General features: G+C 29.8%; 23 protein-coding genes and 1 tRNA gene. 2 read left to right on the top strand and 22 right to left on the bottom strand.

Features of this window, described 5'->3' with window-relative positions; genetic code table 11:
* Positions 1-39 precede the first annotated feature (39 nt).
* From CLTEP_RS01545 to CLTEP_RS01550, 3 genes are all read right to left on the bottom strand, one after another.
* Positions 40-1,026 (bottom strand): asparaginase, encoded by a 987-nt coding sequence (locus CLTEP_RS01545; protein WP_066821501.1) that lies wholly within the window; start codon positions 1,024-1,026, stop codon positions 40-42.
* Between the two features lie 223 nt (positions 1,027-1,249).
* Positions 1,250-1,420: a hypothetical protein gene (locus CLTEP_RS14810; protein WP_161938337.1), complete on the bottom strand. Its 171-nt coding sequence runs from the start codon at positions 1,418-1,420 to the stop codon at positions 1,250-1,252.
* Between the two features lie 87 nt (positions 1,421-1,507).
* Positions 1,508-2,791: a glycoside hydrolase family 18 protein gene (locus CLTEP_RS01550; protein WP_066821897.1), complete on the bottom strand. Its 1,284-nt coding sequence runs from the start codon at positions 2,789-2,791 to the stop codon at positions 1,508-1,510.
* A gap of 263 nt (positions 2,792-3,054) precedes the next feature.
* On the opposite strand from CLTEP_RS01550, the gene CLTEP_RS01555 reads away from it, so the two are divergent.
* On the top strand, positions 3,055-4,662 hold the full coding sequence (locus tag CLTEP_RS01555; RefSeq protein ID WP_066821505.1) for a DEAD/DEAH box helicase: 1,608 nt from the start codon (positions 3,055-3,057) through the stop codon (positions 4,660-4,662).
* 91 nt (positions 4,663-4,753) lie between these two features.
* Here CLTEP_RS01555 and CLTEP_RS01560 read toward each other — a convergent pair.
* The 5 genes from CLTEP_RS01560 to CLTEP_RS01580 all read right to left on the bottom strand — a co-directional run bounded on the left by CLTEP_RS01560 (position 4,754) and on the right by CLTEP_RS01580 (position 10,139).
* A tRNA-Pro gene (locus CLTEP_RS01560) sits at positions 4,754-4,829 on the bottom strand.
* Between the two features lie 119 nt (positions 4,830-4,948).
* A complete protein-coding gene (gene spoIVA, locus CLTEP_RS01565) occupies positions 4,949-6,427 on the bottom strand; it encodes a stage IV sporulation protein A (protein WP_066821508.1) in 1,479 nt (492 codons plus the stop codon).
* 62 nt (positions 6,428-6,489) lie between these two features.
* Positions 6,490-7,485 (bottom strand): NAD(P)H-dependent glycerol-3-phosphate dehydrogenase, encoded by a 996-nt coding sequence (locus CLTEP_RS01570; RefSeq protein ID WP_066821901.1) that lies wholly within the window; start codon positions 7,483-7,485, stop codon positions 6,490-6,492.
* Between the two features lies 1 nt (position 7,486).
* The gene (der, locus tag CLTEP_RS01575; RefSeq protein ID WP_066821511.1) at positions 7,487-8,803 is read right to left on the bottom strand and encodes a ribosome biogenesis GTPase Der; all 1,317 of its coding nucleotides are present in this window, start codon (positions 8,801-8,803) and stop codon (positions 7,487-7,489) included.
* A 1-nt stretch (position 8,804) separates the two neighbouring features.
* Positions 8,805-10,139, bottom strand: coding sequence for a DUF512 domain-containing protein (locus CLTEP_RS01580; protein WP_066821514.1), 1,335 nt, complete (start codon positions 10,137-10,139; stop codon positions 8,805-8,807).
* Between the two features lie 214 nt (positions 10,140-10,353).
* On the opposite strand from CLTEP_RS01580, the gene CLTEP_RS01585 reads away from it, so the two are divergent.
* Positions 10,354-12,402: a methyl-accepting chemotaxis protein gene (locus tag CLTEP_RS01585; protein ID WP_066821517.1), complete on the top strand. Its 2,049-nt coding sequence runs from the start codon at positions 10,354-10,356 to the stop codon at positions 12,400-12,402.
* Between the two features lie 113 nt (positions 12,403-12,515).
* Here the strand turns inward: CLTEP_RS01585 and CLTEP_RS01590 are convergent, their stop codons facing one another.
* The 14 genes from CLTEP_RS01590 to ftsZ all read right to left on the bottom strand — a co-directional run bounded on the left by CLTEP_RS01590 (position 12,516) and on the right by ftsZ (position 25,269).
* Positions 12,516-13,382, bottom strand: a complete 867-nt coding sequence (locus CLTEP_RS01590; protein ID WP_066821520.1) for a type 2 periplasmic-binding domain-containing protein — start codon at positions 13,380-13,382, stop codon at positions 12,516-12,518.
* 65 nt (positions 13,383-13,447) lie between these two features.
* A complete protein-coding gene (gene phoU, locus CLTEP_RS01595; protein WP_066821523.1) occupies positions 13,448-14,104 on the bottom strand; it encodes a phosphate signaling complex protein PhoU in 657 nt (218 codons plus the stop codon).
* 27 nt (positions 14,105-14,131) lie between these two features.
* Positions 14,132-14,884: a phosphate ABC transporter ATP-binding protein PstB gene (gene pstB, locus CLTEP_RS01600; protein ID WP_066821526.1), complete on the bottom strand. Its 753-nt coding sequence runs from the start codon at positions 14,882-14,884 to the stop codon at positions 14,132-14,134.
* Positions 14,885-14,904: 20 nt separating this feature from the next.
* Positions 14,905-15,795, bottom strand: coding sequence for a phosphate ABC transporter permease PstA (pstA, locus tag CLTEP_RS01605; protein ID WP_066821528.1), 891 nt, complete (start codon positions 15,793-15,795; stop codon positions 14,905-14,907).
* A complete protein-coding gene (gene pstC / locus CLTEP_RS01610; RefSeq protein WP_066821531.1) occupies positions 15,795-16,688 on the bottom strand; it encodes a phosphate ABC transporter permease subunit PstC in 894 nt (297 codons plus the stop codon). The genes pstA and pstC overlap by 1 nt, the downstream gene beginning before the upstream one ends.
* Positions 16,689-16,764: 76 nt before the next feature.
* Complete coding sequence (locus tag CLTEP_RS01615) at positions 16,765-17,649, bottom strand: phosphate ABC transporter substrate-binding protein PstS family protein (RefSeq protein ID WP_066821540.1); 885 nt, start codon at positions 17,647-17,649, stop codon at positions 16,765-16,767.
* Between the two features lie 212 nt (positions 17,650-17,861).
* Positions 17,862-19,562: a two-component system histidine kinase PnpS gene (pnpS, locus tag CLTEP_RS01620; RefSeq protein ID WP_066821543.1), complete on the bottom strand. Its 1,701-nt coding sequence runs from the start codon at positions 19,560-19,562 to the stop codon at positions 17,862-17,864.
* A 2-nt stretch (positions 19,563-19,564) separates the two neighbouring features.
* Positions 19,565-20,260 carry a response regulator gene (locus tag CLTEP_RS01625; RefSeq protein WP_066821546.1) on the bottom strand — a complete coding sequence of 232 codons (696 nt, stop codon included), beginning with the start codon at positions 20,258-20,260 and terminating at the stop codon, positions 19,565-19,567.
* A 175-nt stretch (positions 20,261-20,435) separates the two neighbouring features.
* Positions 20,436-20,891, bottom strand: a complete 456-nt coding sequence (gene nrdR, locus CLTEP_RS01630) for a transcriptional regulator NrdR (protein WP_066821549.1) — start codon at positions 20,889-20,891, stop codon at positions 20,436-20,438.
* A 144-nt stretch (positions 20,892-21,035) separates the two neighbouring features.
* Complete coding sequence (locus CLTEP_RS01635; RefSeq protein ID WP_066821552.1) at positions 21,036-21,305, bottom strand: YlmC/YmxH family sporulation protein; 270 nt, start codon at positions 21,303-21,305, stop codon at positions 21,036-21,038.
* Positions 21,306-21,572: 267 nt separating this feature from the next.
* Entirely contained in the window at positions 21,573-22,355 is a 783-nt protein-coding gene (gene sigG, locus CLTEP_RS01640; protein ID WP_066821555.1) for an RNA polymerase sporulation sigma factor SigG, read from the bottom strand.
* A 63-nt stretch (positions 22,356-22,418) separates the two neighbouring features.
* Positions 22,419-23,126: an RNA polymerase sporulation sigma factor SigE gene (gene sigE / locus CLTEP_RS01645; protein ID WP_066821558.1), complete on the bottom strand. Its 708-nt coding sequence runs from the start codon at positions 23,124-23,126 to the stop codon at positions 22,419-22,421.
* Between the two features lie 22 nt (positions 23,127-23,148).
* Positions 23,149-23,955 (bottom strand): sigma-E processing peptidase SpoIIGA, encoded by an 807-nt coding sequence (spoIIGA, locus tag CLTEP_RS01650; RefSeq protein ID WP_066821561.1) that lies wholly within the window; start codon positions 23,953-23,955, stop codon positions 23,149-23,151.
* A 213-nt stretch (positions 23,956-24,168) separates the two neighbouring features.
* Positions 24,169-25,269: a cell division protein FtsZ gene (ftsZ, locus tag CLTEP_RS01655; protein ID WP_066821563.1), complete on the bottom strand. Its 1,101-nt coding sequence runs from the start codon at positions 25,267-25,269 to the stop codon at positions 24,169-24,171.
* Positions 25,270-25,272 lie beyond the last annotated feature (3 nt).

Consider the following 25,272-nt stretch of genomic DNA (forward strand, 5'->3'; position numbering starts at 1 on the left):
AAATACGAACATTTTTATATATAATAAATCAATAATTCGTTAAGCGTAAAATCCTTCCTCAAATATATTTCTTACTTCTTCAATATTATGTGTTTTACCTAGAGCAAGAATTAATTTTATTCTAGCCTTTTGTCCTGGCAAAGCATCTCCAAAAATCACACCTGATTCTCTTAATCCTTTACCTCCTCCAGGATAACCATATGAATCAAGTACTCTTCCCTTGTAGCATCTAGAAACAAGCACAACCACAACACCACTTTTTACAGCCTTTTCAACCGATTCCGCCATTTTAGGAGGAATATTTCCTCTTCCCATTCCTTCAATAACCAATCCTCTTGCTCCTTCTTTTACGCAAAAATCTATTAATTTACCATCCATTCCAGCACAAGCCTTTATTAATTCAACTTTTTCCTCATATGAATCTGTTAAAATATGCTGTTTATTTAAATTGTCTCTGTAAAAAATAACCTTATTGTCATCCACAACTCCTATAGGACCAAATTCTGGACTTGTAAATGTATTTAAGTGCATTGAGTGTTCTTTTGTTACTTCACTAGCACAATTCAATTCATCATTTAAACACACAAGAACACCTCTATTTCTAGCTTCTTTAGATATAGCTGTACATATTGATGCTGCGAGATTAGCAGGTCCATCATATCCCAATTCTGAACTGTTTCTCATAGAACCAGTTACAACAACAGGTTTTTCTGAATCAATTGTTAAATCTAAAAAATAAGCTGTTTCTTCTAAAGTATCAGTTCCATGAGTTACAACTACACCTGATATATCATCTCTCTCTAGTAAATCCCTCACACATTTTGATAACCCCATCATCAATTCAGGTGTCATATGGGGTCCAGGAAGACTAGAATAAGTATAAGTTTTAATCTCTGCAAATTTTTCTATACCTGTTACCATAGACATAATCTCTTCGCCGCTCAACCCTGGTACAGCAGCTTGTAATTTTGGATCAACCTTCATTGAAATTGTACCACCATTAAATATTACCGCAACTTTTTTCATAGTTTTTCCTCCTAATATCATTATGGCTAGTCCACTTAATCAAAAACATTTGATTCAAATTTCAACACAAATAATAATCGATTTCCTCAAGAACATTTTACAACATTTTTTTAGAATAATATATAGTTAATTTTTAAATTTATCGATTTTACAAAACGCCCAATTCTATAATATGAAATATAAAATCAAGCATTAAAAACCTTACGGTTTTTAATGCTTGATTTTATATTAGCCTATAGTGCTCTCTAAGAATGGTTTTTTCATGGTTTGTTAAGCAAACATGCCCTTTTTCTTTATCATTATACTCATCAACAGACAAATTCAATATGTTAGCAATATTTTCTATAGACTCCCCTCTCTGCATCCTTAGTTTTGTAAATTCCTCATTCAACATAATCACCTTCCAAACTTTTGTAATTCAAACCCTATATACCACAATATTCTAATAATATTTTGAGCAAAATTATTTTTTTAATGCATTTCACACTCTTTTTCTAACAACAAAATTATCCTGAACAAGTAACCAGTTTTGTGGAAAATCATTTCCCATTACCCAATAGAAAAATCCCTTTATGCCCAATTCTTTAACAAGATTTAATTTTGCTTGAATACTTCTTGCATCTTCAAACCAAACTATATGCTCTTTTTTCTGTTCATCAATATATTTAAAATAAGGTGCCTGAGCAACAATGTCATATTGAATATTCGCATTATATTTTGCCGCTAACATTATAGCCTGTTGAGGACTAATGGATTTTGCCCATTTTCCTCCCTTTACATATGGTAATGTCCAATCATATCCATACAAAGGAATTCCCATCATAATTTTGTTTTTAGGAACCTTAGAAATAGCATATTCCATAACATTACGAACTTTATTTATTGGAGAAACCGGCATAGGTGGACCACCAGACCATCCCCACTCATATGTCATAAAAAATATAAAATCAACTATATTACCATGTGCCTCATAATCATGTCCTTCATACAACACACCTACTTGGTTTTCTCTCATTTTAGGTGCTAACGCTGATGATATAAAATATCCATTTTTTTTGAGTTCAGCTGAAGCTTTTCTTAAAAATTGATTATATTTTTCTCTATTTTCTGCACCTAAATATTCAAAATCAAAATCCAAACCTAAATAGCCTTTTTGTTTCATAATACTGATAGCTTCATGCAATACCTTATCTTGTAGTACTTTATCATTAAATAATTTTGAAGCTATTTCCTTGCTGAATGTACCATTTTCAAAATTAGTAAGTACCATCAATGGCACAATACTCTTTTGGTAAGCTGCATTTATTATTTTCTGATCATTTAAAGATGTTAATGTACCATCTGAATTGATATGGTAACTAAATACATTTAAAAAAGTTAAATTATTTCCTATTTTACCCACTTCTTTAACCGAACGTCCTGCTGTTATACTCGGATCGATATATGCCCCAACATCTATCAATTTTCTTTTCTTTTGAGGAATATAAAGTCTCATACCTATTGTAATTTCATCTGGATTAGTAATTCCATTAATTCTTGCAAGTTCTTGCACAGAAATATCATATTTTTGACTGATTTCATACAAATTTTCACCAGGTTTTACCCAATGATATATTCCCCAAATAGGAATAACTAAGGATTGACCTATTACAAGTTTTTCCGGATTAGGTATCTTATTTGCTTGAATTAGCTGAGTTAAAGGAATGCTGTATAATTGTGCAATTTTCCATAAAGTTTCTCCCCGCTTAATAACGTGTATTTGCAATGTTTTCACCTCATATAATTTATTTTCTTTATATAGCATATTCAATAATCAACTTATGAGTTACCGTAATTAAACTCATTTTGGTGAAGTAAAAACTGCTACAGGGAAAATTAATTAAAATTTACAATATATGATAACAACATTTTTACTTGCTATTTATCATGAAAACAAGTATAATGATTAGGTTAGTGTTTTTTTAACTTAATTTTGAGATTAATTATGAAAATAATATTAATAATAAACTTGTAGGAAGGATTTAATTAATGAAATTTAAAGAATTAAACATTTTAGAAGAACTAAAAAAAGCAGTAGCAGACATGGGATTTGAAAATGCTACACCAATTCAAAGCGAAGCAATACCTTTGATATTAGATAATAGAGATATTATTGGTCAATCTCAAACAGGAACAGGTAAAACAAGCGCCTTTGGAATTCCTGTATTGCAAAAAGTATCACCTAAATTAAAGAAGACTCAAGCAATTATTTTATGCCCTACTAGAGAGTTATCGATTCAAATAAGCGAAGAATTGAAAAGACTCTCAAAATATGTTAATGGAATTAACATATTACCTATATATGGTGGCCAATCAATCAACTACCAACTTAAGGCCTTAAAGAAAGGTATTCACATTATAGTAGGTACACCTGGCAGGGTAATGGATCATATGAGAAGAAAGACTATAAAATTTGACAATTTAAATACCATTATATTGGATGAAGCTGATGAAATGCTTAATATGGGATTTAGGGAAGATATAGAAACTATACTCGATGAAATTGAGCATGAAAAGCAAATGATTCTTTTCTCTGCAACAATGCCAAAGAGTATATTATCGCTTGCTAAAAAATATCTAAACAACCCTGCTGTAGTAAAGATAGCAAACAAGCAACTCACTACTCCAACAATAAAACAATATTATTTTGAAATTCCTGAAAGACAAAAATTTGAAGCATTGACTAGATTAATAGATTTCAATAACCATAAATTATCGCTTGTTTTTTGTAACACTAAAAAGAAAGTTGATGATATAACAGAAAAACTTCAGGCCAGCGGATATGCTTGCGATAAGATTCATGGTGATATGAAACAAAATTTAAGATTAAATGTTTTAAGGAGATTTAATTCAGGAACTATCAATATTCTCGTTGCAACAGATGTAGCTGCAAGGGGAATAGATATTGATGATATTGAAGCAGTATTTAATTATGATCTTCCTGAAAATGAAGAATACTATGTTCATAGAATAGGAAGAACTGGTAGAGCTGGTAGAAAAGGTAGCTCATATACTTTTGTTTCAAAAGGACAATATCACAAATTAAAAAATATTATGAATTATACCAAAAAGAAAATTAAAAAGTCTAATATTCCATCTGTTAAGGATGTAAATATTGCAAAGATTAACAATTTACAAGATAAGATTAAAACTATATTACTGGAAGATGATATGAAAAATTATATTGAAATTATCAATAATATTACTGATAATAATTGCTCACCAACAGAAATTGCGGCAGCATTATTGAAAATGCATATCGAATCTCAAAAAGTAAGCAATATAGATAGTAACTCATACGATAGTGATACTTTTGACAGCACTGAAGATGATATGACTAGGCTTTATTTAAATGCTGGTAAAGAACATAAAATACAAGCAAAAGACATACTAGGTGCAATAGCTGGTGAAGCTAAAATTAATGGAAGTGAAATTGGAGTTATAGACATATTTGATAAGTTTTCCTTTGTCGAAGTTCCTAGCCACCATGTAAATAAAATTTTAGATGTAATGAATAGAAAAAAAATCAAAGGTAAGAAAATTTCAATGGAAATATCAAACAGTAAAAGAAGAACAACTAAAAAAGTTGCTAGTTAATGATATTATGATAAAAAGCCTGTAATTCGATGAATTACAGGCTTTTTTACTTATTACATTCGCTTTAGTATGTTTAAACTTCATTTTTCCATGGTCTGAGTGGCGAGACTTGAACTCGCGGCCTCAAGAACCCCATTCTTGCGCGCTACCATCTGCGCCACACCCAGCTAACACAATAATTATATCAAAAAAACAAATAAAATCAATCCCTAATTCCCTACTTCAAGTGTTATAGCTTGAAATACAAAATCAGGGATATTTATGTTTTATCACGTAAATACACTCATTACAGTATTATGCAAATCAGTCCTCCATTACCTTCATTAATTATTTTTTCTAGTGTTTTCTGAATTTTATCTTGGACATCTTCAGGCATTTTATATAACTTCTTCTGAAGTCCTTCTTTAACTAACACTTCAAGTGACTTACCAAACATATTGCTCTGCCAAATTTCAGAAGGATCGTTTTCAAATTGTTCAAGAAGCGACTTAACGAATTCTTCACTTTGCCTTTCGGTACCCATTATAGGAGTAACTTCCGTCTCTATATTTGCTTTTATAAGATGTAAACTAGGAGCACTCGCTTTTAGTTTTACACTATATCTATTCCCTTGTTTAACTATTTCTGGCTCTTCTAAACTCATTTCTGAAAGTTCTGGTGCAACCAACCCATATCCTGTTTCCCTAACATCTTTTAAGGCATCTTTCACTTTATCATACTCAATCTTAGCTTCGTGAAATATCTTTATCTTACTCATTAAGTCATTCTCATCTTTTATTTCACAATCACAAATTTCACCTAAAACCTTATAGAACAATCCCTTTTTAGGTAATAAATTTATCCTTGCGATACCATGTCCCATATCTATTTCATCTATTTTAGGATTATTTAAAAATTCTATTGTTTCAAAATTTGCCAAAGAGTCTTTTATATCTCTCACTTTAAATATGTCCTTACACATTTCCTTAACTACTTTCAAGAAATCGCTCTTTAGCCAATGAGATGGATTTAATTTCTCTATCCACTCAGGCATATCAATATTGATTTCTTTAACTGGAAATTCTTTTAATACCTTCTCAAATATGTCCGAAATATCCCTTTCACTCATATGCATTACATCAATTACTTCAACAGGAACATCATATTTTTGTTCCATACTCTCTTTAATTTTTAATGTTTCTTCTGAATCACTATTAGCAGTATTCAATATTATCATAAATGGCTTGTTTATTTCTTTTAATTCATTTATTACCCTTTCTTCTGCTTCTATATAATCTTCTCTATTAATATCAGTAATAGATCCATCTGTGGTTACTACAATTCCTATTGTTGAATGCTCATTAATTACCTTTTTTGTCCCTATTTCAGCAGCTTCCTCAAAAGGAATATCATAATCATACCAAGGTGTTCTGACCATTCTAGGTTTTTCTCCTTCTTTATAGCCTAAGGCTGATTTAACAATATAACCAACACAATCAACCATTCTAACCTTAAATTTACTTTCTTCATCTAAACTTATCTCTACTGCTTCATTTGGTACAAATTTGGGTTCTGTTGTATGAATCGACTTCCCCGATGCACTTTGAGGAAGTTCGTCTTTAGCTCTTTCTCTTTTATGAGGATTATCAATCTTAGGTATAACCATTAAATCCATAAAACGCTTTATAAACGTGGATTTACCTGTTCTTACTGGCCCAACTACCCCAACATAAATATCTCCTTGGGTTCTCTCTGCTATATCCTTATATATATCAAAAGTCTCCAATATATACCCTCCTGTATACTTTTTAACATTATATATATATTGGAATAATATAAAAATTATTACTAATAAATTTCATCTTTTTTATCTCTAGTCATTAATTTATATACACACTCTCTTGGTTCCTTATTGTTAAATAAAACATTGTATAAAGAATCCGTAATTGGCATTGAAACATTTCTCTCTTCCTTTAATTCATAGAAAGCCTTACAAGCTTTAATACCTTCAACTACCATACCAACTTTCTCACATGCATATTCCATACTGTTTCCTTGACCAATTAATATTCCAGCACGTCTATTTCTACTGTGCATACTTGTGCATGTAACAATTAAATCACCCATACCAGTCAGTCCATAAAATGTTTCCTGTTTCCCTCCAAGCTTTACTCCAATTCTAACTATCTCACTCATTCCTCTAGTCATAAGTGCTGCCTTTGCATTATCTCCATATCCTAAGCCATCTAAAACACCTGCAGCTAATGCAATAATATTCTTAACAGCACCTCCTATCTCAACCCCTATTAAATCATCATTTGTATATATTCTAAAGCTATCTGTCATAAAAACATCTTGAACTATTTTAGCCGCTTCAATATCTTCAGATGAAGCCACTACAGCAGTCGGAATATTTACTGCCACTTCCTCTGCATGACTCGGTCCAGATAAAACAACTACAGTGTTATATGGTATTTCATCCTTAATTACTTGGGATAACCTCTTAAAAGTTTTCTCTTCAATTCCCTTTGCTATACTCACAATTATTTGATCTTTTCTCAAATAACTAGATATTTTCACGCTCATTTCTCTTATTACATGAGAAGGAACCGCTAAAACAACAATATCACTACCACTTACAGCTTTTTGAATATCTTCGTATGCTGTAACACAATCAGGAATAACACAATTCTTTAAATATTTTTCATTATGTCTGAATTTATTTATATTGTCTACTACACTTTTCTTTCTATCCCAAATTGATACATCAAGCCCTTTATTCCCTAACATTGCAGCTAGTGCAGTTCCAAAACTTCCTCCACCTATAAATGCAACTCTTTTCATATTACTCATTCCTCTCCCTAAATATGAGCTTAATACCTGTTCCCTCAAAACCAAAGCTACTTCTTAATTGATTTTCAAGATATCTTCTATATGAAAAATGTAAAAGTTCTGGTGAATTAACAAAAAACACAAAAGTAGGTGGCTTAATTCCAACCTGAGTTGCATAATATATTTTTAATCTTCTAGTGCCTATAACTGGTGGTTCTTTCATCAATATAGCTCTATTAATTACATCATTTAGTATCCCTGTAGATATTCTCTTAGAATAATTATCATAACATTCTTTAACTATTTTAAGCACTTTATGAACTCTTTGCCCTGTTTTAGCAGAAATAAACAAGTACTTTGCATAAGGCATAAAATCAAGTCTTTGTGATAACTGCTTTTTATATATATCTAATGTTCTATAGTCCTTTTCAATCAAATCCCACTTGTTAACTATAATCATAATAGCTTTATTCTTTTCATGAGCATATCCTATAATTCTTGCATCTTGTTCAGTTAAGCCTTCAACAGCATCTATTAAAAGAACACAAACATCTGCTTTATCCAATGCAGTTAAACTTCTAATTACACTATATTTCTCTATAGCTTCTTTAACTTTGCTTTTTCTTCTAATACCTGCTGTATCAATAAGTATAAATTTTCCTTCATCTGTTTCAATATAACTATCAACTGCATCCCTAGTAGTACCTGGAATATTACTTACAATATTCCTTTCTTCACCTAAAATTTTATTTATCAATGATGATTTACCAACGTTTGGTTTACCAATAACTGCAACTCTTATTTTATCATCATCTTCATAATCATAATCTAAATCATCAAAATGCTTTACAACTTCATCCAACATATCACCAATGCCAAGTCCTTGTGAAGCAGATATAGTATTCGGAGTACCTAATCCTAAATTATAAAATTCATAAGCATTGCCTTCCTCATCCAGTTTATCTATCTTGTTTACAACTAATACTATAGGTTTTTTGCTCTTTCTTAGCATCAATGCAACCTCATGATCTGAATCAGTCAATCCTTGTTTACCATCTACAATGAACATTATTACATCTGACGTTGCAATCGCAATTTCTGCTTGAGTCCTCATCTGTGAAAAAATCACATCGTTAGTTTTTGTTTCTATTCCACCTGTATCTATTATAGTAAATGGTTTACCAACCCACTCACTTTCCGCATAAATCCTATCTCTAGTTACACCTGGTGTATCCTCTACAATTGAAATTCTCTCACCTGCTAATCTATTAAATAGAGTTGATTTACCTACATTTGGTCTTCCTACTATCGCAACAACTGGCTTTCCCATATTATTCCTCCTCACTGTATTCATTAATTATTTTTATCAAATCTTTTCCTGTATAATCACAAATTAATATCTTCCTGTTTAAGCATTTTTCTAAATCATGTACAGTATAATCATCTAATAAAATCTGTTCCTCTGTTTTTCCTAACTCATATCCTTTTTTCAACATAACATCTGGCATTATAACATATTCGCCAAGTTTTTCATACCTTGTTTGTTCAATAATATCCTGCCCTGTAAGCAATCCTGCTACAGTTATTGTGGTACCAAAGAAATTATTAACTATTTTTTTTACATCAATTTTTATATTTTCATTTGTTGAGGTAATTTTTTTTGAAGCATACAATATTTCATCATACGCTGATTCACCAGTAATAATTGTAAAACTTCCTTTAATATTTTTCTTCAAATATTTTAGAGTTTCTTGTATAGTATCTCTAAATAATCTTATAACACCCACTCCATCTTCAAGTTGTTCAAAATCTCTGTAAAATTCTGCACTCGGTACATCCTTCTCTGCTAAAACATAAAATTCATCAGAAAGCCTTATAAAAGGTACTCCAGATAATTTAAAATACTTTCGTTGAAGTTTTTCAACCATATCAATTTCTTTTCGAGCAGTTTCCTTGTCATATATGTCAAGCTTAAATAATCCTTTTCTATATTTGGTTATTCCTATTGGCACCGCAGCTACATTCTGCACATTAGGATAAAGTGCATATAAATCTTCTACAGTTCTCAATAATTCCTCACCATTATTTATACCAGGACAAAGTACTATTTGACAATTGATTATTATACCAGCATGTGCCATCCTTTTTAATCGCTCATACACATTGCCTGCAAACCTATTATTTAGCATTTTTACTCTTAATTCTGGATTAGTTGTATGTACCGAAACATTAATAGGACTTATTTTGTATTGTATAATCCTATCTATTTCATCATCGCTCATATTTGTAAGCGTTATAAAATTTCCTTGCAAAAACGATAACCTAGAGTCATCATCTTTAAAATATAGTGTTTCTCTCATTCCCTTAGGAAGTTGATCTATAAAGCAAAATATACATTTATTTCTACAACTTCTAGCACTATCTATTGTTGGTTCATAAAATTCAATTCCCAAATCTTCATCATAAGTTTTTTCTATTTCTATTTCCCATATCTCGCCTGACTGTTTAAGCACCTCTAACTCTAAAAATTCGTCTGTTACTAAAAATTTATAATCTATAATATCTTTAATATCTTTTCCGTTAATTTTTAGAAGAATATCTCCAGATTCTATTTCAACTTCTTCAGCAATACTTCCTGGGAAAACTCTTTTAATCTTATTTTCCATCATTTCCTCCCAAAAGAAAAAATCATTCATCTAATTATCTTACATTAATTATTATTGTAAGTCAATGAGGTTAATTTTCTACATTTTCTCACTTTCTGCTTAAGAATTATTTAAATTTCTTAAATACTATTGAAATTGTTACCAAATTGATTTAAACTAGTATAGGTTTTAGACGTTTATGATATTAAAATTCTACATCATGAGGAGGAACAATATGAAATTTAAATCTATCAAACACAAACTTATTTCAATTTTTACTTTACTAATAGTATTGCCTTTAATGTTTTCAAGTATTATAGCAATCACTATATTAAAATCTTCTTTGCAAAATCAAGCAACATATAGTCTAAAAAAATCATCTAATCTCATCGACAATATAATAACAGAAGCCTATACAGGATATAAAAATTCTATTTTGCAAATGTCAGAAAACGGAATAATAAAATCATGTCTTACAGTAGATGATAAAACATTAGAGAAAGAATTGTTTAGTATAGTAAAAAGCAACAAATCAATTTTAAATGCATACATATTTACAAAGAACAATAAAATATTAATTTATCCTAAAACAGATTCATTAAATGATTTTGTTCCGACAGATTCAAAATTATACAAAGACACAAAAACAAAGAAAAATGATATACTTTGCGTTGATGCATATAAAGATTTAACCACTGGTAAAATGGTTATAACTCTTTGCAAAAGTATTTTTGATAATAATGACATCTTTGTTGGAGTTGCTTGTATAGACATTGATATTTCATATATTAAAAATTTAGTTAAAGATATTACAATCGATAATAATGGCCATGTGTATTTATTAGATAGAACAGGCGTTGCGATTGCATCTAGAAACGATAATGTTCTTGGCAAAAATTTTAATCCAGATAGAAAAGAAGCTGCACTAACCAAAGATACAAAAATATTAAATATTTATAATTCATCTTCTGAAGTGTCATGGATGAAAAATTTAATGTCAGGAAAGTCTGGGCTTGAATCAGCTCATTTCTTAAATACCAACAATTTTGTATATTATATGAATAACATCGCATCTGGATGGAAAATAATCGTTACAATGGACAAGAATATTCTTACAAAAAAAATTTTTTCAACACTACTTCTATTCATTATAGTATTTATAGTATCCCTAGTTATTTCAATACTTGCTGCTTTAATAATATCTAAAAGTGTAACAAATCCACTTAATCATTTAAATGAAATAATGCTTAAAGCAGAAAATGGTGATTTAACTCAAATATGTTCTATAAAAACTAATGATGAATTCGGTACTTTAGGGAAGAGCTTTTCAAATATGACAGCTGGTATAAAAGATTTAATATCATCCATAAAAGAAACTTCAAAGAAAATATTAATATTTTCTGATACTCTCAAAAACCAGTCAAATGTATCATCAATATCAGCTAATGAAATAGCTTCTACAATGGACGAGATATCTGCTGGAGTACAACAACAAGCAACTGATGCTCAAATCTCCTCAGAAATAGCACTAAAATTTATTGATAAATTAAATGAAATTAATACATATAGTAAAGAAATTAATAATGAAAGTTCAAAAATGAATGACTATAATAAAGAAGCATTTGATGCAGTTGTCAATCTGAAGCAAAAAAACGATTTAACCACAACTGCTGTTTCAACTATTTCTAAAAGAATAAAAGAACTTGAAAGCTATTCTGAAAATATAGGGAAAATATCTTCAGTCATTTTAAGTATATCTTCACAAACAAATCTATTATCATTAAATGCTGCTATTGAAGCTGCTAGAGCTGGAGATGCTGGTAAAGGTTTTTCTGTTGTTGCTGATGAAGTACGAAAACTATCAGAACAATCCTCAAATTCAGCAGAAGAAATTCAAAACATAATTAGTAAAATACAAAACACCACAAAAGAAACTGTTCATAGTATGGATAATGTAGCCAACTATGTTGAAAGCCAAAACGATGCTGTAACAATAACAGAACAATCTTTTGAAGAATTAAGTAAATCTATAGACAATATTACAACTACAATTAACAATGTAGTTGTAAGTATAAATGAATTAACTCAGAAAAGCACTATACTTATGGAATCTATTGAAAGTATTTCTTCAGTATCTGAACAATCAGCAGCTGCTATTGAAGAAATTACTGCTAGTGTAGCTTCACAGTTGAATGATATGGAAAAATTAAGACAAGAATCAGAAAATCTTAATGAACTAGCACAAATACTTGAAAAAGGTGTAGAAAAATTTAAAATAGATTGATTACCAATTTAGAAACTTCAGGTGGAGAATTTACTCCACCTGAATCAAAAGCTCCAATTTTCTATTTGTAGAAGTATAAGCATTGTGTAGAATGATAAAACATCATTCAGCATTTAAAACGCTTGAATGCAATATTTTCTTATTATTGCTTTGCTTGAATCACTTTTTAAAAATTTATTAAAATCTTCCAATGCGTCTTCATTCTCTGAATTATAAAAAATATTTATTGGAATTCTTAATGGATATAGTTCTGATTCTAAAGTTCCTCGCACTAATTTTACGCCATCAACTAAAAGCATCTTTAAACCTGTATCGTAATTTTGCAAATTAACGTATCCAATATTAAAACTATTTTTAATGTTTCCTTTCATGTCATGAACATTAGAAACATATTTTACATCACTACCATAAGAAAGTTTTGTTGGCATATTCATAACTTGACTTCTGAAGTAGCTTTCGAGACTCATATTACCATTATATGCAAGTGGCCTAACTAAAGTATTTAGCTGTTCAGTATCAATGTTTCCTGTTTTACTATTAGATATCAAATCCTTAACATAAATTTTCTTACCTGAATAAATTTCCCTTAATTGTACTGTTGTAATATTATTTATAAGACTTCCGCTATCCACTACTATAGCTATTCCTTCATATGCAATAACATCTTGCTTTATATTCTTATCTTTTTTATCACAATCACTCATATAACCAAGTAAAATGCACTTTTCACCACTATTAAGTTTAGCAAATGCATCCTCTCTTCTTAAGACATTATAAGCAATATTATTCTTATTATTAGAATTATAAACAAAAACCAAATCTTTTACCATTGCTAATACCGACTCATCGCAATACACAACAGCCTTTTGATTTTGAGCATTAGTAATATTTTCTTTTTTATCTTTACTCTGTTGCTTAGTACAAGCATTGCTTAAAATTAAAATCGTTATTAACAAAAAAACTAATATTGATTTTTTCATATTCATTACCCCAAATCATTACAATTTCTCCAAATCAATATTAGTTTTCTCATTTCTAAATTTATTTATTCATTTAAATCAACTAATTCACCAGTTGAAAGATAGATAATCCATTCACATATATTTGTTACATGGTCACCAGCTCTTTCTAAATATTTTGAAATGAAGAGGAATTGACTCGCTTGTGCAATAAGCTTTGTATTTTCCATCATCATAATCAGTAATTCACTAAATATCTGTTTATATAAAGAATCAATTTCATCATCTCTCTTACAAATCTCATATGCTTTAACAGCATCTTTATCAATATATGCCTGCAATGAATCACTAATCATTGATTCTACAATATTACTCATTCTAGGTATATCAATTAATTGTTTCATATATTGTTCTTTATATAGTTTTTTTGTAATCTTAGCTATATCTACTGCAAGGTCAGCAATTCTTTCTAAATCTGTAATTATTTTAGTTGCTGTAAATATATCTCTTAAATCATAGGCAAGTGGTTGCTGCGTTGCTATAAGTTTTATAGCTTTATCTTCAATTTCTTTTTCCATATTATCCACAATATCATCGTTTTTTATAACTTTTTCGGCAAGAGTTATATCCTTATTAACTAATGATTGTATACTTTCGCATATTTGCTGCTTTGCAACATTCGCCATGTTTACAACATCATTATGCATTTCATTTAGGCTATCATTGAAAACTGTTCTAACCATATTTGACACCTCTTTTAAAAAATATTTTTAGCCAAATCTTCCAGTAATATAATCTTCTGTTCTCTTATCTCTAGGATTATAGAAAATATCTTCTGTTTTCCCAAATTCAACAAGTTCACCTATAAGAAAAAAAGCAGTATAATCAGAAATTCTTCCAGCTTGCTGCATATTATGTGTAACAATTACAACGGTATATTTCTTCTTAAGTTCAGACATCAATTCTTCGACCTTTAATGTTGATACTGGATCCAATGCTGATGTTGGTTCATCCATAAGAATAACTTCTGGTTCTACTGCAAGAGTTCTAGCTATACAAAGTCTCTGCTGTTGTCCTCCTGATAAACCAAGTGCACTTTTATGAAGTCTATCTTTTACCTCATACCACAGTGCAGCCCCCTTTAAACTCCTTTCGACAATATCATCTAGTTCTGATTTCTTCCTTATTCCATGTATTTTAGGTCCATAAGTAATGTTATCATATATAGACATTGGAAATGGATTAGGCTTTTGAAAAACCATACCTATTTTTTTTCTAAGTTCAATTTCATCATAATCATCTGAATAAACATTTTTACCCTCATATATTACTTCGCCTTCTATCCTCGCACAGTCAATCAAATCATTCATCCTATTTATACTTCTAAGAAAAGTTGACTTACCACATCCAGATGGTCCTATCAATGCAGTAACTGAATTTTTTTCAATATTCATATTAATATTTTTCAATGCTTGACTCTCTCCATAAAACAGATTCAAGTTTTTTGTTGTTATTATGTCCATATACACACCTCTTTATCAACTCAATTATTTTTACCAGTATATTTTTCGTGCAATTTCTTTCCTAATATTCTTGCACCAATATTGAATATCAAAACCATAATTATCAAAACTGCTGAAGCTCCACTAGCAATTTTTGTAGCATCAGGAACACTAGCCTCTGAATTTAATTGAAATATATATACTGCCAATGTTTCTGCAGATCTGAATAAACTAAATGGTGATTTCCCTGTTAATATGTTTGCAACTCCAAAATTTAAATGTTGTGCACTCATACCTGCTGTATATAATAGTGCTGCCGCTTCGCCAAAAATTCTGCCTGCTGCTAATATAATACCCGTTAGTATTTGTGAAAATGCAGTAGGAAGTATTACTTTCCATATTGTTTGCCATTTAGTTGCTCCAAGACCCAAGCTAGCTTCCTTAATTCCTTCTGCTGCAGCAGTTATAGCATTTTCACTTACTCTTGTCAAAGCTGGCAAATTTAATATTGTTATCGCCAGTGCACCGCCAAATAATGTAAATCCCCATCCTGTCATATTAACAAAAACTAATAACCCAAAAAGACCAACAACTATTGATGGTAAAGCAGCAATTGCTTCAATAGATGCTCTAATAATCCTTACCCAAAATCCATCCTTAGCATACTGTGACAAATATATACCTGCTCCTATGCCAAAAGGTACAGAAATAGATAACGAAACTATAAGCATATAAAATGAATTAAACAGCTGAGGAGCTATTCCTCCCCCTGCTTCACCTATCTTAGGATCTCCAAATAAAAAATTTATGTCAAAACAATTTCTGCCTGTATACAATATATATATTATGAGCATTGCTAATAAAGCAACAACAAGTATTGAAACAATATATAATATTACTGTCCATAATTTATCAATAACTTTAGCTTTCATCAATGTTTGTCACCTCTGCTTCCAATACCCTTTATTATAAAAATAAAAATAAATGAAGAAACCAATAAAATCAATGCTAGTGACCATAATGCATCATTCCATGCAGTACCATTAAACGTATTAGCCATGTCCATTGTCAAAATTCCCGTTAAAGTTGACATTGGTTTAAATAAATTACTAGGCATTCTTATAGAATTACCAATAACCATAGTAACAGCAAGTGCTTCACCAAAAGCTCTTGCAAGCCCTAGTACAATTCCTGTTAAAATTCCATTAAAAGACGACGGTATTATAACATTTTTTATTGTTTGCCATCTAGTTGCTCCAAGTCCATAAGAAGCCTCAACATAGCTCCTAGGTACAAGCCTCACAGCGTCTGCTGCAATACTTGCTATTGTAGGCAATATCATAACGCTTAGCACCAAAATGCCAGCAAGTAAGCTGAAACCAACTCCACTAAAATATTTTTTTATCAGAGGCACCACTAGAGTTATACCAATCCATCCATAAACAACAGATGGTATTCCAACAAAAATCTCCAATGCAGGTTGAAGGAAATTTTGTCCAAATTTAGGTGATATATTATTCATAAAAACTGCCAATGCAATACTTATTGGTGCTGATATTATTACTGCTCCAAATGAAACAAATATAGAACCTAATATAAAATATAATGACCCAAATTTAGGAATTTTAGCTTCTGGATCCCAAGTTAATGAAAATAAAAATTCTGTCATGCTATATCCATGTTTTGTAAATGTATTCAATCCTTTATATGTTACAAAAGCTACTATTGAAATCGTTAAAGCAATTATAAGCATTCCACAAAATACAGAAAAGCCTCTTCCTAAATATTCAGTTTTTAATTTTTTCATAAAATTCCTATTACTCATATCATCACGCCTTACTAATTTTGATAAAATATAACCAGCTTTATGCCGGTTATATTAAGGGGGATTTTACTAATATTTATTTCAATTCACTAATTGGTATATATCCTAATTTTTTAATATTTTTCTTATTTTCATCGCTTACCATAAAATCTAAGAATGATTTTGTAAGTCCTTTTGCTTCACCTTTAGTATACATATGCTCAAAAGACCAAAATGGGTATTTACCACTTTTAATATTTTCTGTTGTTGCCCCAATACCATTAATTTTCATTATTTTAACATCTTTTTTAATATCATCAGTAATATAAGATAGTGCTAGATAACTTATAGCTCCTTTTGTTACTTTTATGGCATCTCTAACTCCACTGTTTTCTGGCTGAACTGTTCCTAATCCTTGTTTTTCCCTCTTTCCATCCATAACTGTATCTATAAATGTTGCCCTTGTACCTGATGAAGATTTTCTGTTTATGACTTGAATTTTCATATCTTCACCACCAACCTGTTTCCAATTTGTAATTTTACCTGTAAATATGTCTTGAATCTGTTGTTTAGTCAAACTATCAACTGTAACACTATTGTTAACTACTACAGCAAAACCTATACCACATACTTTATGATCAACTAATTGTTTTGCTAATTCACTATCTCCTAATTTTTCTTCAGCTTTAATGTCTGAATCTCCAATTTCACAACTTCCCTCTACTACTCCTTTTATGCCATTACCACTTCCCCCACCTTGTACATTAATCGTTGCTTCAGTGTGTTTATTCATAAAATCCTTTGCAGCTGCTTCAACAAGTGGTTGTAGCGCAGATGAACCTAAAGCTGTTATCTCTCCTGAATATGGAGATTCTGATATATTACTCTTTGATTTTGTAGTATTTCCGCATCCTGAAAATAACCCTGTCATTAAAGAAATTGATAATACACCTACCATTAATTTTAATCCCTTAAATTTCATAATTATCCTCCTCAAAAATTATTATATAATTTCATTTACCATTACATTAATAATAGTATCACCGTAAAGTTAAGCCATTATTATTAACATGTTAAGAAAAACAATTATATGTTAAATAAAATTTACACATAAATATTTGTATAGAAAACAAGACTACCTTTATGCGGTAGTCTTGTTTTCTATAGTATTTAATTATAATATATTTTTTATGTTTAATACGGTATTTTGATAGTAAACTTACTTCCTTTGCCTACTTTACTCTCAACCTCTATTGTACCTTTAAACAGTATTACTATGTGTTTAACAATAGCAAGACCTAATCCAGTTCCTCCTTTAGCCCTTGACCTTGCTTTATCCACTCTATAAAATCTTTCAAACAATCTACTAATGTGTTTTTCAGGTATACCAACGCCTGTATCTTTAACCCAAATAATACATTTACCATCTTTTTCTTTAACACCTATTGTTACACAATCTCCTGATTCAGAATATTTTATACCATTATCAACAAGATTTATAACCATTTGTTTGAATTTATCACTATCACCAATCAAATTATTTACTTTTTCACACTGAAGTACCAAAGAAATATTTTTCTTCTCAGCAGTATTTTTTAGTAGATTATATACATCAAGTATTATTTTATTTACATTTACCTCTTCTTTAGTATTTATATCTCTTTGTTGCTCAATACGGGATAATATCAATATGTCATTTATCAATCTAGTCAGTCTTTCCGCCTCTTGATTAATAATATTTAAAAACTTTATCCTAGTTTCTGAATCTTCTACATCTTTGAGAGTTTCTGAAAATCCCTTAATTGATGTAAGTGGTGTTTTGAGTTCATGAGATACATTTGCCACAAATTGAGTTCTCATTTGTTCAAGCTTTTTAAGATCAGTAATATCTTGAACAACCGCAACAGTTCCTATGTGCTCATTTCTATTTATTATATCTGTAGTTTTTATTCTTAAAATTCTTTCTTTAGGCCAATAGATTTTAATTTCATTGTATTCTCCATAATATTCCTTAAATATCCTCTTGAGTTCAATATTTTGAATAGTATCTAAATTTTTATTCTTAGTTACTTCTTGATCTATCCCAAAAATTTTTTCCGCATATGGATTTATCATAATTATTTTATTTTTTCTATCAATTGCAATTACACCACTATCCATACTCGTTAATATTGCCCTTAATCTGTTTTGTTTATCAATACCTTCATTTATCGATTCTTGCAATTTCTCTGCCATATAATTGAAATTTTCTGCTAGTTTACCTAGTTCATCATTCGAATTAATACGAACTCTCTTATCAAGATTACCACTTGCAATTGATGTTGTTGTTTCATCTAAATCTTTTATAGGCTTAACAATTATGTATGCCAATTTACTTGAAAACCAAATTGCTAATATAATTGCAATGCAAAGAATAAATATGTATTCTTTTAGAAATTGTGTATTAAATAAACTAACAGAATTCATTGGCAATGAACTCCTTATTATATATCCATTTTCAAGCCTTAGTGCACAGTAAATCATATCTTTGCCTATCGATTTACTATATCTAATATTATAACCCTCACCATATTTTATAGCACTAATAACTTCAGGACGTGTACCATGGTTTTCCATACTAATTGGATTTAATGAAGAATCAAATAGTACTGTTCCTTTATTATCAATAAATGTTATTCTAATAGGAAAATTTTTAAAACGTTCTCCATTAAATACTTTTTTATAATCATAATTTTCATTCTTTAATAGATTACTAATAAACTCATTGTTATCTTTAAGATTAGATTTCACACTTTCCTGATACTGTTGCTTAAAAATAAATGTAAGTAGCGATGTAATAGTAAATAGAAACAATATTATTGACGTTAAAATGTATACTGTCAACTTTTTTCTCATATTTATTCTCCTAAACTAAATCTATAACCTATACCTCTAACTGTTTGAATATACCTAGGTTTTTTATCATCGTCCTCAATTTTTTGTCTTAAATGCCTTATATGTACATCAACAGTTCTCGTTTCACCAATATATTCATATCCCCAAATCTTATCAAGCAAAAATTCTCTTGTCATTACTTTTCCTTTATTCTTACACAATATTTCTAAGAGTTCAAATTCTTTTAATGTTAACTCTACAATTTCGCCATTTTTTAATACTTCATGCCTATCAAAATTAATAACAATATTCCCAAACGATATGAATTTTTTTTCATATTGCATAGCAGCTCTCCTCAATAATGCTTTAACCCTAGCTATGAGTTCTCTAACCGAAAACGGTTTAGTTATATAATCATCTGCACCTAATTCGAGCCCTAAAATTTTATCAAACTCTTCACTTTTAGCAGTAATCATAATAATTGGTATGCTTGATATAGTACTATCTTTTCGTATTTCTTTACATACATCATAGCCATCAATTCCTGGAAGCATAAGATCTAATAGTACCAATTGAGGGACTTTATCTTTTATGATTCTTAATGCATCTACTCCATTATTAGCACATATCACTTTATAACCATTTCTTTCAAGATTAAATTTAATTAATTCTTGAATATGCTCTTCATCATCTACAATTAATATTGTTTGCTCTGACATACTACCACTCCTTCGTAAATACACTAAATTAAGTATTTCAATTGTTTTAGTGAACTCTTGCTAAATCAAAACGCTTCAATCTCCCACTTATAGAAATAGAAGTCTTCCAAAATTGATAAATATCTTGCCAGAGATACATAATAAACTGTCCCTGGCAAGATATTTTGTTTAAAATTTACTTTCTATCCATTAAATTTTTTATTTCTTCCATGAATGTGTTTATATCTTTAAACTGCCTGTATACCGATGCAAATCTCACATAACAAACTTCATCTATTTCTTTAAGTTTGTTCATTATCAGCTCACCAATATATGTAGATGAAACCTCTGTTTTCATGTCATTATATAATTTTTTTTCAATTTCATCAGCAATTTTTTCAATACTATCTCTCGAAACAGGTCTTTTCTCACATGCCTTCATCAATCCATTTATAATCTTATTCCTATTAAAATATTCTCTACTTGAATTCTTTTTAATTACCAATATTGGTATAGTTTCTACTCTTTCATATGTAGTATACCTCCTATTGCAATTTAAACATTCTCTTCTTCTTCTTATAGTTGTTTTATCATCTGTAGCTCTTGAATCTACCACTTTACTTTCCTCAAAATTACAATAAGGACATCTCACAATATTCACATCTTTCTATATAAATTTTGTATTGACACATAAAAACAAATTCAAAATCAACTGCATAACCAAATTATAATTTATTTTTATATGCCTCATATTTATAATACCATCATAATGAATAAAATTCCACTCCATTTATATTTATTCTTCATCAACAATATCTTGACCGTCAACTAATATCACATCAACCCCAATTTTTTTTATTTTTTCCCAAGGTATCTCAATTGTATTAGTTTTTCCAAACAAAGAAACTTTCTGCACTGGAATAATCAATGATAAAACTTTATACTCCTCACAATCAATTACAAAATCCTTAATATATCCCAATCTACTCCCAGAATTTATATCAATTACTTCCATTGTCTTTAAGCTATTAATTGAAAATAAATTTGATTCAATATCAAATTCCATAAAGTGTTCCCCCTTACATTCTATAAAATAATATATAAAATAAAAAATAAAATCCGCTTTGTATATTATATTTATAAAATAAAATTATATTCCTAACTGACTTATTGAGTAAACTCAGTGAACTCATTTTGCTAAAGCAAAATGAGTCAACTACTAAAAAATTACAGCAATATGCAGTAAAATACTAAATTCTAAAATTTTAAAGTTTCAAGTGAAAATATTGTGTTCTTATAAACGGACATAAAAATAGAGCCAAGTTACATGGCTCTAAACATACTTTCGCATATGCTTCAGTGCTGATTTTTCAAGTCTTGAAACCTGTGCTTGTGAAATACCTATTTCTTCAGCAACCTCCATTTGAGTCTTTCCATTAAAGAACCTCAAATTCAATATTAATTTCTCACGACTGTTTAATTTTTTCATTGCTTCTTTAATAGAAATATTCTCTGCCCACTTTCTATCAGTATTCTTATTATCACTAATTTGATCCATTACGTAGATAGCATCTCCACCATCGTGATATATAGGTTCAAAAAGAGAAATTGGATCTTGAATTGCATCTAATGCAAACACAACTTCTTCTCTAGGAATCTTTAATTCTTTAGCTATTTGTGATATTGTAGGTTCCTTATTATTCTTGTTAACAAGCCTATCTCTTACTTGCAGAGCTCTGTATGCAATATCCCTAAGTGATCTACTTACCCTAATTGAATTATTATCTCTCAAATATCTCCTAATCTCACCAATTATCATGGGAACAGCATAAGTCGAAAATTTTACATTCTGTGATAAATCAAAATTATCTATTGCTTTGATTAGTCCAATACATCCAACCTGAAATAAATCATCTACATTTTCTCCTCTATTATTAAATCTTTGGATTACACTTAAAACAAGTCTTAAATTTCCTTTAATAAATTTTTCTCTGGAATGAATATTTCCATTCTTTAATTCCAAAAGCAATCTATTCATTTCTTTTTCATTTAACACAGGTAATTTCGATGTATTTACTCCACATATTTCAACTTTATTTATCATAAGGTAATCCATCCCTTCAGTATAGTCGCATTTTCATTATCCCCTACTGAAATACTTTTTATACTGAAGACAAACTTATAACATTTTTCTAATCTCTTTTTTTAATATTTTTATTATTCTCTTTTCTAGCCTTGAAATGTATGATTGAGAAATTCCAAGCATATCTGCCACTTCCTTTTGGGTTCTTTCAGTTCTACCATTCAATCCAAATCTTAATTGAACTATTTCCTTTTCTCTATTATTCAATTTTTCCATAGCCAGCACCAATAATTGTTTATCAACTTCATCCTCTATCATATGATAAACCATATCATTCTCTGTTCCCAATATATCAGAAAGCAAAAGTTCATTACCATCCCAATCAATATTTAGAGGCTCATAAAATGAAATTTCAGCCTTCACCTTGCTATTCCGTCTTAGATACATTAAAATTTCATTTTCAATACATCTTGAAGCATATGTAGCCAATTTAATTTTTTTTTCTGGATCAAATGTATTTACTGCCTTAATTAGCCCTATAGTACCAACAGATATCAAATCTTCAACGTTTACACCTGTGTTCTCAAATTTTCTTGCAATATAAACAACCAATCTTAAATTCCTCTCTATTAGAATAGAGCGTATCTTACCATCATCATTGGACAATTTACAAACTAATTCATACTCTTCTTCTTTCGAAAGTGGTGGAGGAAGAGCATCATTTCCACCAATATAAAACAGTTTCTTTGTAAAAATTTTAAATCTTGTAATCAGTTTATTCAACATTACTTGAATATTTATCATATTATTCCCCCATATTATAAATTTAATAAATTATTCCTCTTGATAATAAAGCATTGTATTCTCCTACATCACTCAACTTATTTTCACATTCAGCAATAATAGCTTTAATGTTTATTATGTCATCCTTATCTATGTGTATTTCAACTTTGTCTGGAATAAATCCATACAATTTTCCATATTGTTTATTAATTACTTTATAAGGAATAACCATTTTTTTATCTTCAGGAATTACTATTCCTTTTAACATATCTTTTTCTACAACTATCACTGGTAAATTAGTAACAGGCTCTCTCAACTCATTTCCTGTGTCTAAAAAAGCCCTAATAGTCTTCTGTGAATTATTAAATTTTATCTCTACAGTGTATATAAGTTTATCAAGAGTTTTTCTATCCCTGATGTATACTACTATCCTCGAAATTATTATGTAAATGACTATCAACGCTAGCATCAAATTTTTATACGAAAAATCTATTATTACATTACTGATGTTGTAAAATTTACCTTCTCTCAAAGCTATAAAAATACAACTCCCTGCTAAAAGCATAGAATACAGTAAAAAAATTATGCCCCCCTTGAAAATTAATTCTAAATTTCTATTTTTAATGGCTATTGCTACCATAATAAACGCTATAATCATTTTAAATGGTATTATAGAAAAATACTTTCCAATAGGATATAAAACCAATATGCCATATATATCTCCAAATATTGCTGCAATTATAGTGTATTTAATATTAACTTTTACTTTCAAAGTTTGGCATGTAATATACAAAAGAAAGAAATCAACAATAAAATTTTCAACAATAATGACATCCAAGTAAATTATCACTTATTTTTCCCTCCTCAAAACAATTATACAATATTTTAATTCAAAATTTTGTCATTTTTGTTGTGTTACATGTAATTTTATTCCGTCATATTTCCACATTTTGCTATATAAAACACGCTAATCCCTAATATTTCAGTATCCATTTCATTCATTGTAAAATTAAATATAAAAAAACAAGCAATCAAATTTTGATTGCTTGTTTTTTTAATAACTCTATTTGTTGTGTCTCCTTAAAAATGGTGGAATCTCTAAATCTGGAATATCATAATCATTCGTTGCTGCCACCTCTTCTACTGATACACCAGAATTACTTTTATCATCATTTTTTTCTTCTACAGTCAATTCTTTTTTATTAACTCTGTCCTGATCAAATCCCGTTGCAATGACTGTAATTCTAATCTCATCTTGCATCGTTTCATCGATAACAGCACCAAAAATAATATTTGCATCTGGATCAGCTGCATCCTGAACTATCTTAGCAGCATCATTAATTTCTAATAAGCCTAAATCCATGCCACCTGTAACATTTAACAATACCCCTGTAGCTCCTACTATCGAAGTTTCTAGCAATGGACTAGATATTGCCTGCTTAGCAGCTTCTTCAGCTCTATTTTCACCTGTAGCTCTTCCTACTCCCATATGTGCTAGACCTGTATTTTCCATAACAGTCTTAACATCAGCAAAATCCAGATTTACTAGACCAGGTATAGTGATTAAGTCAGAAATTCCCTGAACACCTTGCCTTAATACATCATCTGCAAATTTAAACGCCTCAATTAATGAAGTCTTTTTATCAACCATAGTAAGTAATCTTTCATTTGGAATGGTTACTAATGTATCAACCTTACCTTTTAACTCTTTAATTCCCATTTCAGCCTGCATCATTCTTTTTCTTCCTTCAAATGGAAAAGGCTTAGTAACTACTCCAACGGTCAGAATATTCATAGACTTAGCTATTTCAGCAACCACTGGAGCAGCACCAGTTCCAGTTCCACCACCCATACCAGCAGTAATAAAAACCATATCTGCACCTTTAATTGCCTCAGTAATTTCATCTCTACTTTCTTCGGCTGCTTTTTTACCAATTTCAGGATTGGCACCAGCACCTAAACCTTTTGTTAATTTATCACCAATTTGAATCTTCTGTGAAGCTTGTGAAATAGCCAACGCCTGCTTATCGGTATTTATACCTATAAATTCTACATTCTTTAGTCCTTCTTTTATCATTCTGTTAACAGCATTATTACCACCGCCGCCACATCCTATTACCTTTATTTGAGCAAATTCTTGATTACCAATATCAAAATCCAGCACAAT

This window comes from Clostridium tepidiprofundi DSM 19306 (genome assembly GCF_001594005.1).
Classification (GTDB): Bacteria; Bacillota; Clostridia; order Clostridiales; family Clostridiaceae; genus Clostridium_AC; species Clostridium_AC tepidiprofundi.

What these genes read in the sequence shown, in the direction of transcription:
- CLTEP_RS01545 (WP_066821501.1), bottom strand. Translation starts at nt 1,026, where the DNA reads ATGAAAAAAGTTGCGGTAATATTTAATGGTGGTACAATTTCAATGAAG.
- CLTEP_RS01635 (WP_066821552.1), bottom strand. Translation starts at nt 21,305, where the DNA reads ATGGAATTTGATATTGAATCAAATTTATTTTCAATTAATAGCTTAAAG.
- sigE (WP_066821558.1), bottom strand. Translation starts at nt 23,126, where the DNA reads ATGATAAATATTCAAGTAATGTTGAATAAACTGATTACAAGATTTAAA.
- CLTEP_RS01585 (WP_066821517.1), top strand. Translation starts at nt 10,354, where the DNA reads ATGAAATTTAAATCTATCAAACACAAACTTATTTCAATTTTTACTTTA.
- CLTEP_RS01625 (WP_066821546.1), bottom strand. Translation starts at nt 20,260, where the DNA reads ATGTCAGAGCAAACAATATTAATTGTAGATGATGAAGAGCATATTCAA.
- sigG (WP_066821555.1), bottom strand. Translation starts at nt 22,355, where the DNA reads ATGGATTACCTTATGATAAATAAAGTTGAAATATGTGGAGTAAATACA.
- CLTEP_RS01580 (WP_066821514.1), bottom strand. Translation starts at nt 10,139, where the DNA reads ATGGAAAATAAGATTAAAAGAGTTTTCCCAGGAAGTATTGCTGAAGAA.
- CLTEP_RS01615 (WP_066821540.1), bottom strand. Translation starts at nt 17,649, where the DNA reads ATGAAATTTAAGGGATTAAAATTAATGGTAGGTGTATTATCAATTTCT.
- pstC (WP_066821531.1), bottom strand. Translation starts at nt 16,688, where the DNA reads ATGAGTAATAGGAATTTTATGAAAAAATTAAAAACTGAATATTTAGGA.
- pnpS (WP_066821543.1), bottom strand. Translation starts at nt 19,562, where the DNA reads ATGAGAAAAAAGTTGACAGTATACATTTTAACGTCAATAATATTGTTT.
- CLTEP_RS01590 (WP_066821520.1), bottom strand. Translation starts at nt 13,382, where the DNA reads ATGAAAAAATCAATATTAGTTTTTTTGTTAATAACGATTTTAATTTTA.
- CLTEP_RS01555 (WP_066821505.1), top strand. Translation starts at nt 3,055, where the DNA reads ATGAAATTTAAAGAATTAAACATTTTAGAAGAACTAAAAAAAGCAGTA.
- pstA (WP_066821528.1), bottom strand. Translation starts at nt 15,795, where the DNA reads ATGAAAGCTAAAGTTATTGATAAATTATGGACAGTAATATTATATATT.
- pstB (WP_066821526.1), bottom strand. Translation starts at nt 14,884, where the DNA reads ATGGACATAATAACAACAAAAAACTTGAATCTGTTTTATGGAGAGAGT.
- der (WP_066821511.1), bottom strand. Translation starts at nt 8,803, where the DNA reads ATGGGAAAGCCAGTTGTTGCGATAGTAGGAAGACCAAATGTAGGTAAA.
- phoU (WP_066821523.1), bottom strand. Translation starts at nt 14,104, where the DNA reads ATGGTTAGAACAGTTTTCAATGATAGCCTAAATGAAATGCATAATGAT.
- CLTEP_RS01570 (WP_066821901.1), bottom strand. Translation starts at nt 7,485, where the DNA reads ATGAAAAGAGTTGCATTTATAGGTGGAGGAAGTTTTGGAACTGCACTA.
- CLTEP_RS14810 (WP_161938337.1), bottom strand. Translation starts at nt 1,420, where the DNA reads ATGTTGAATGAGGAATTTACAAAACTAAGGATGCAGAGAGGGGAGTCT.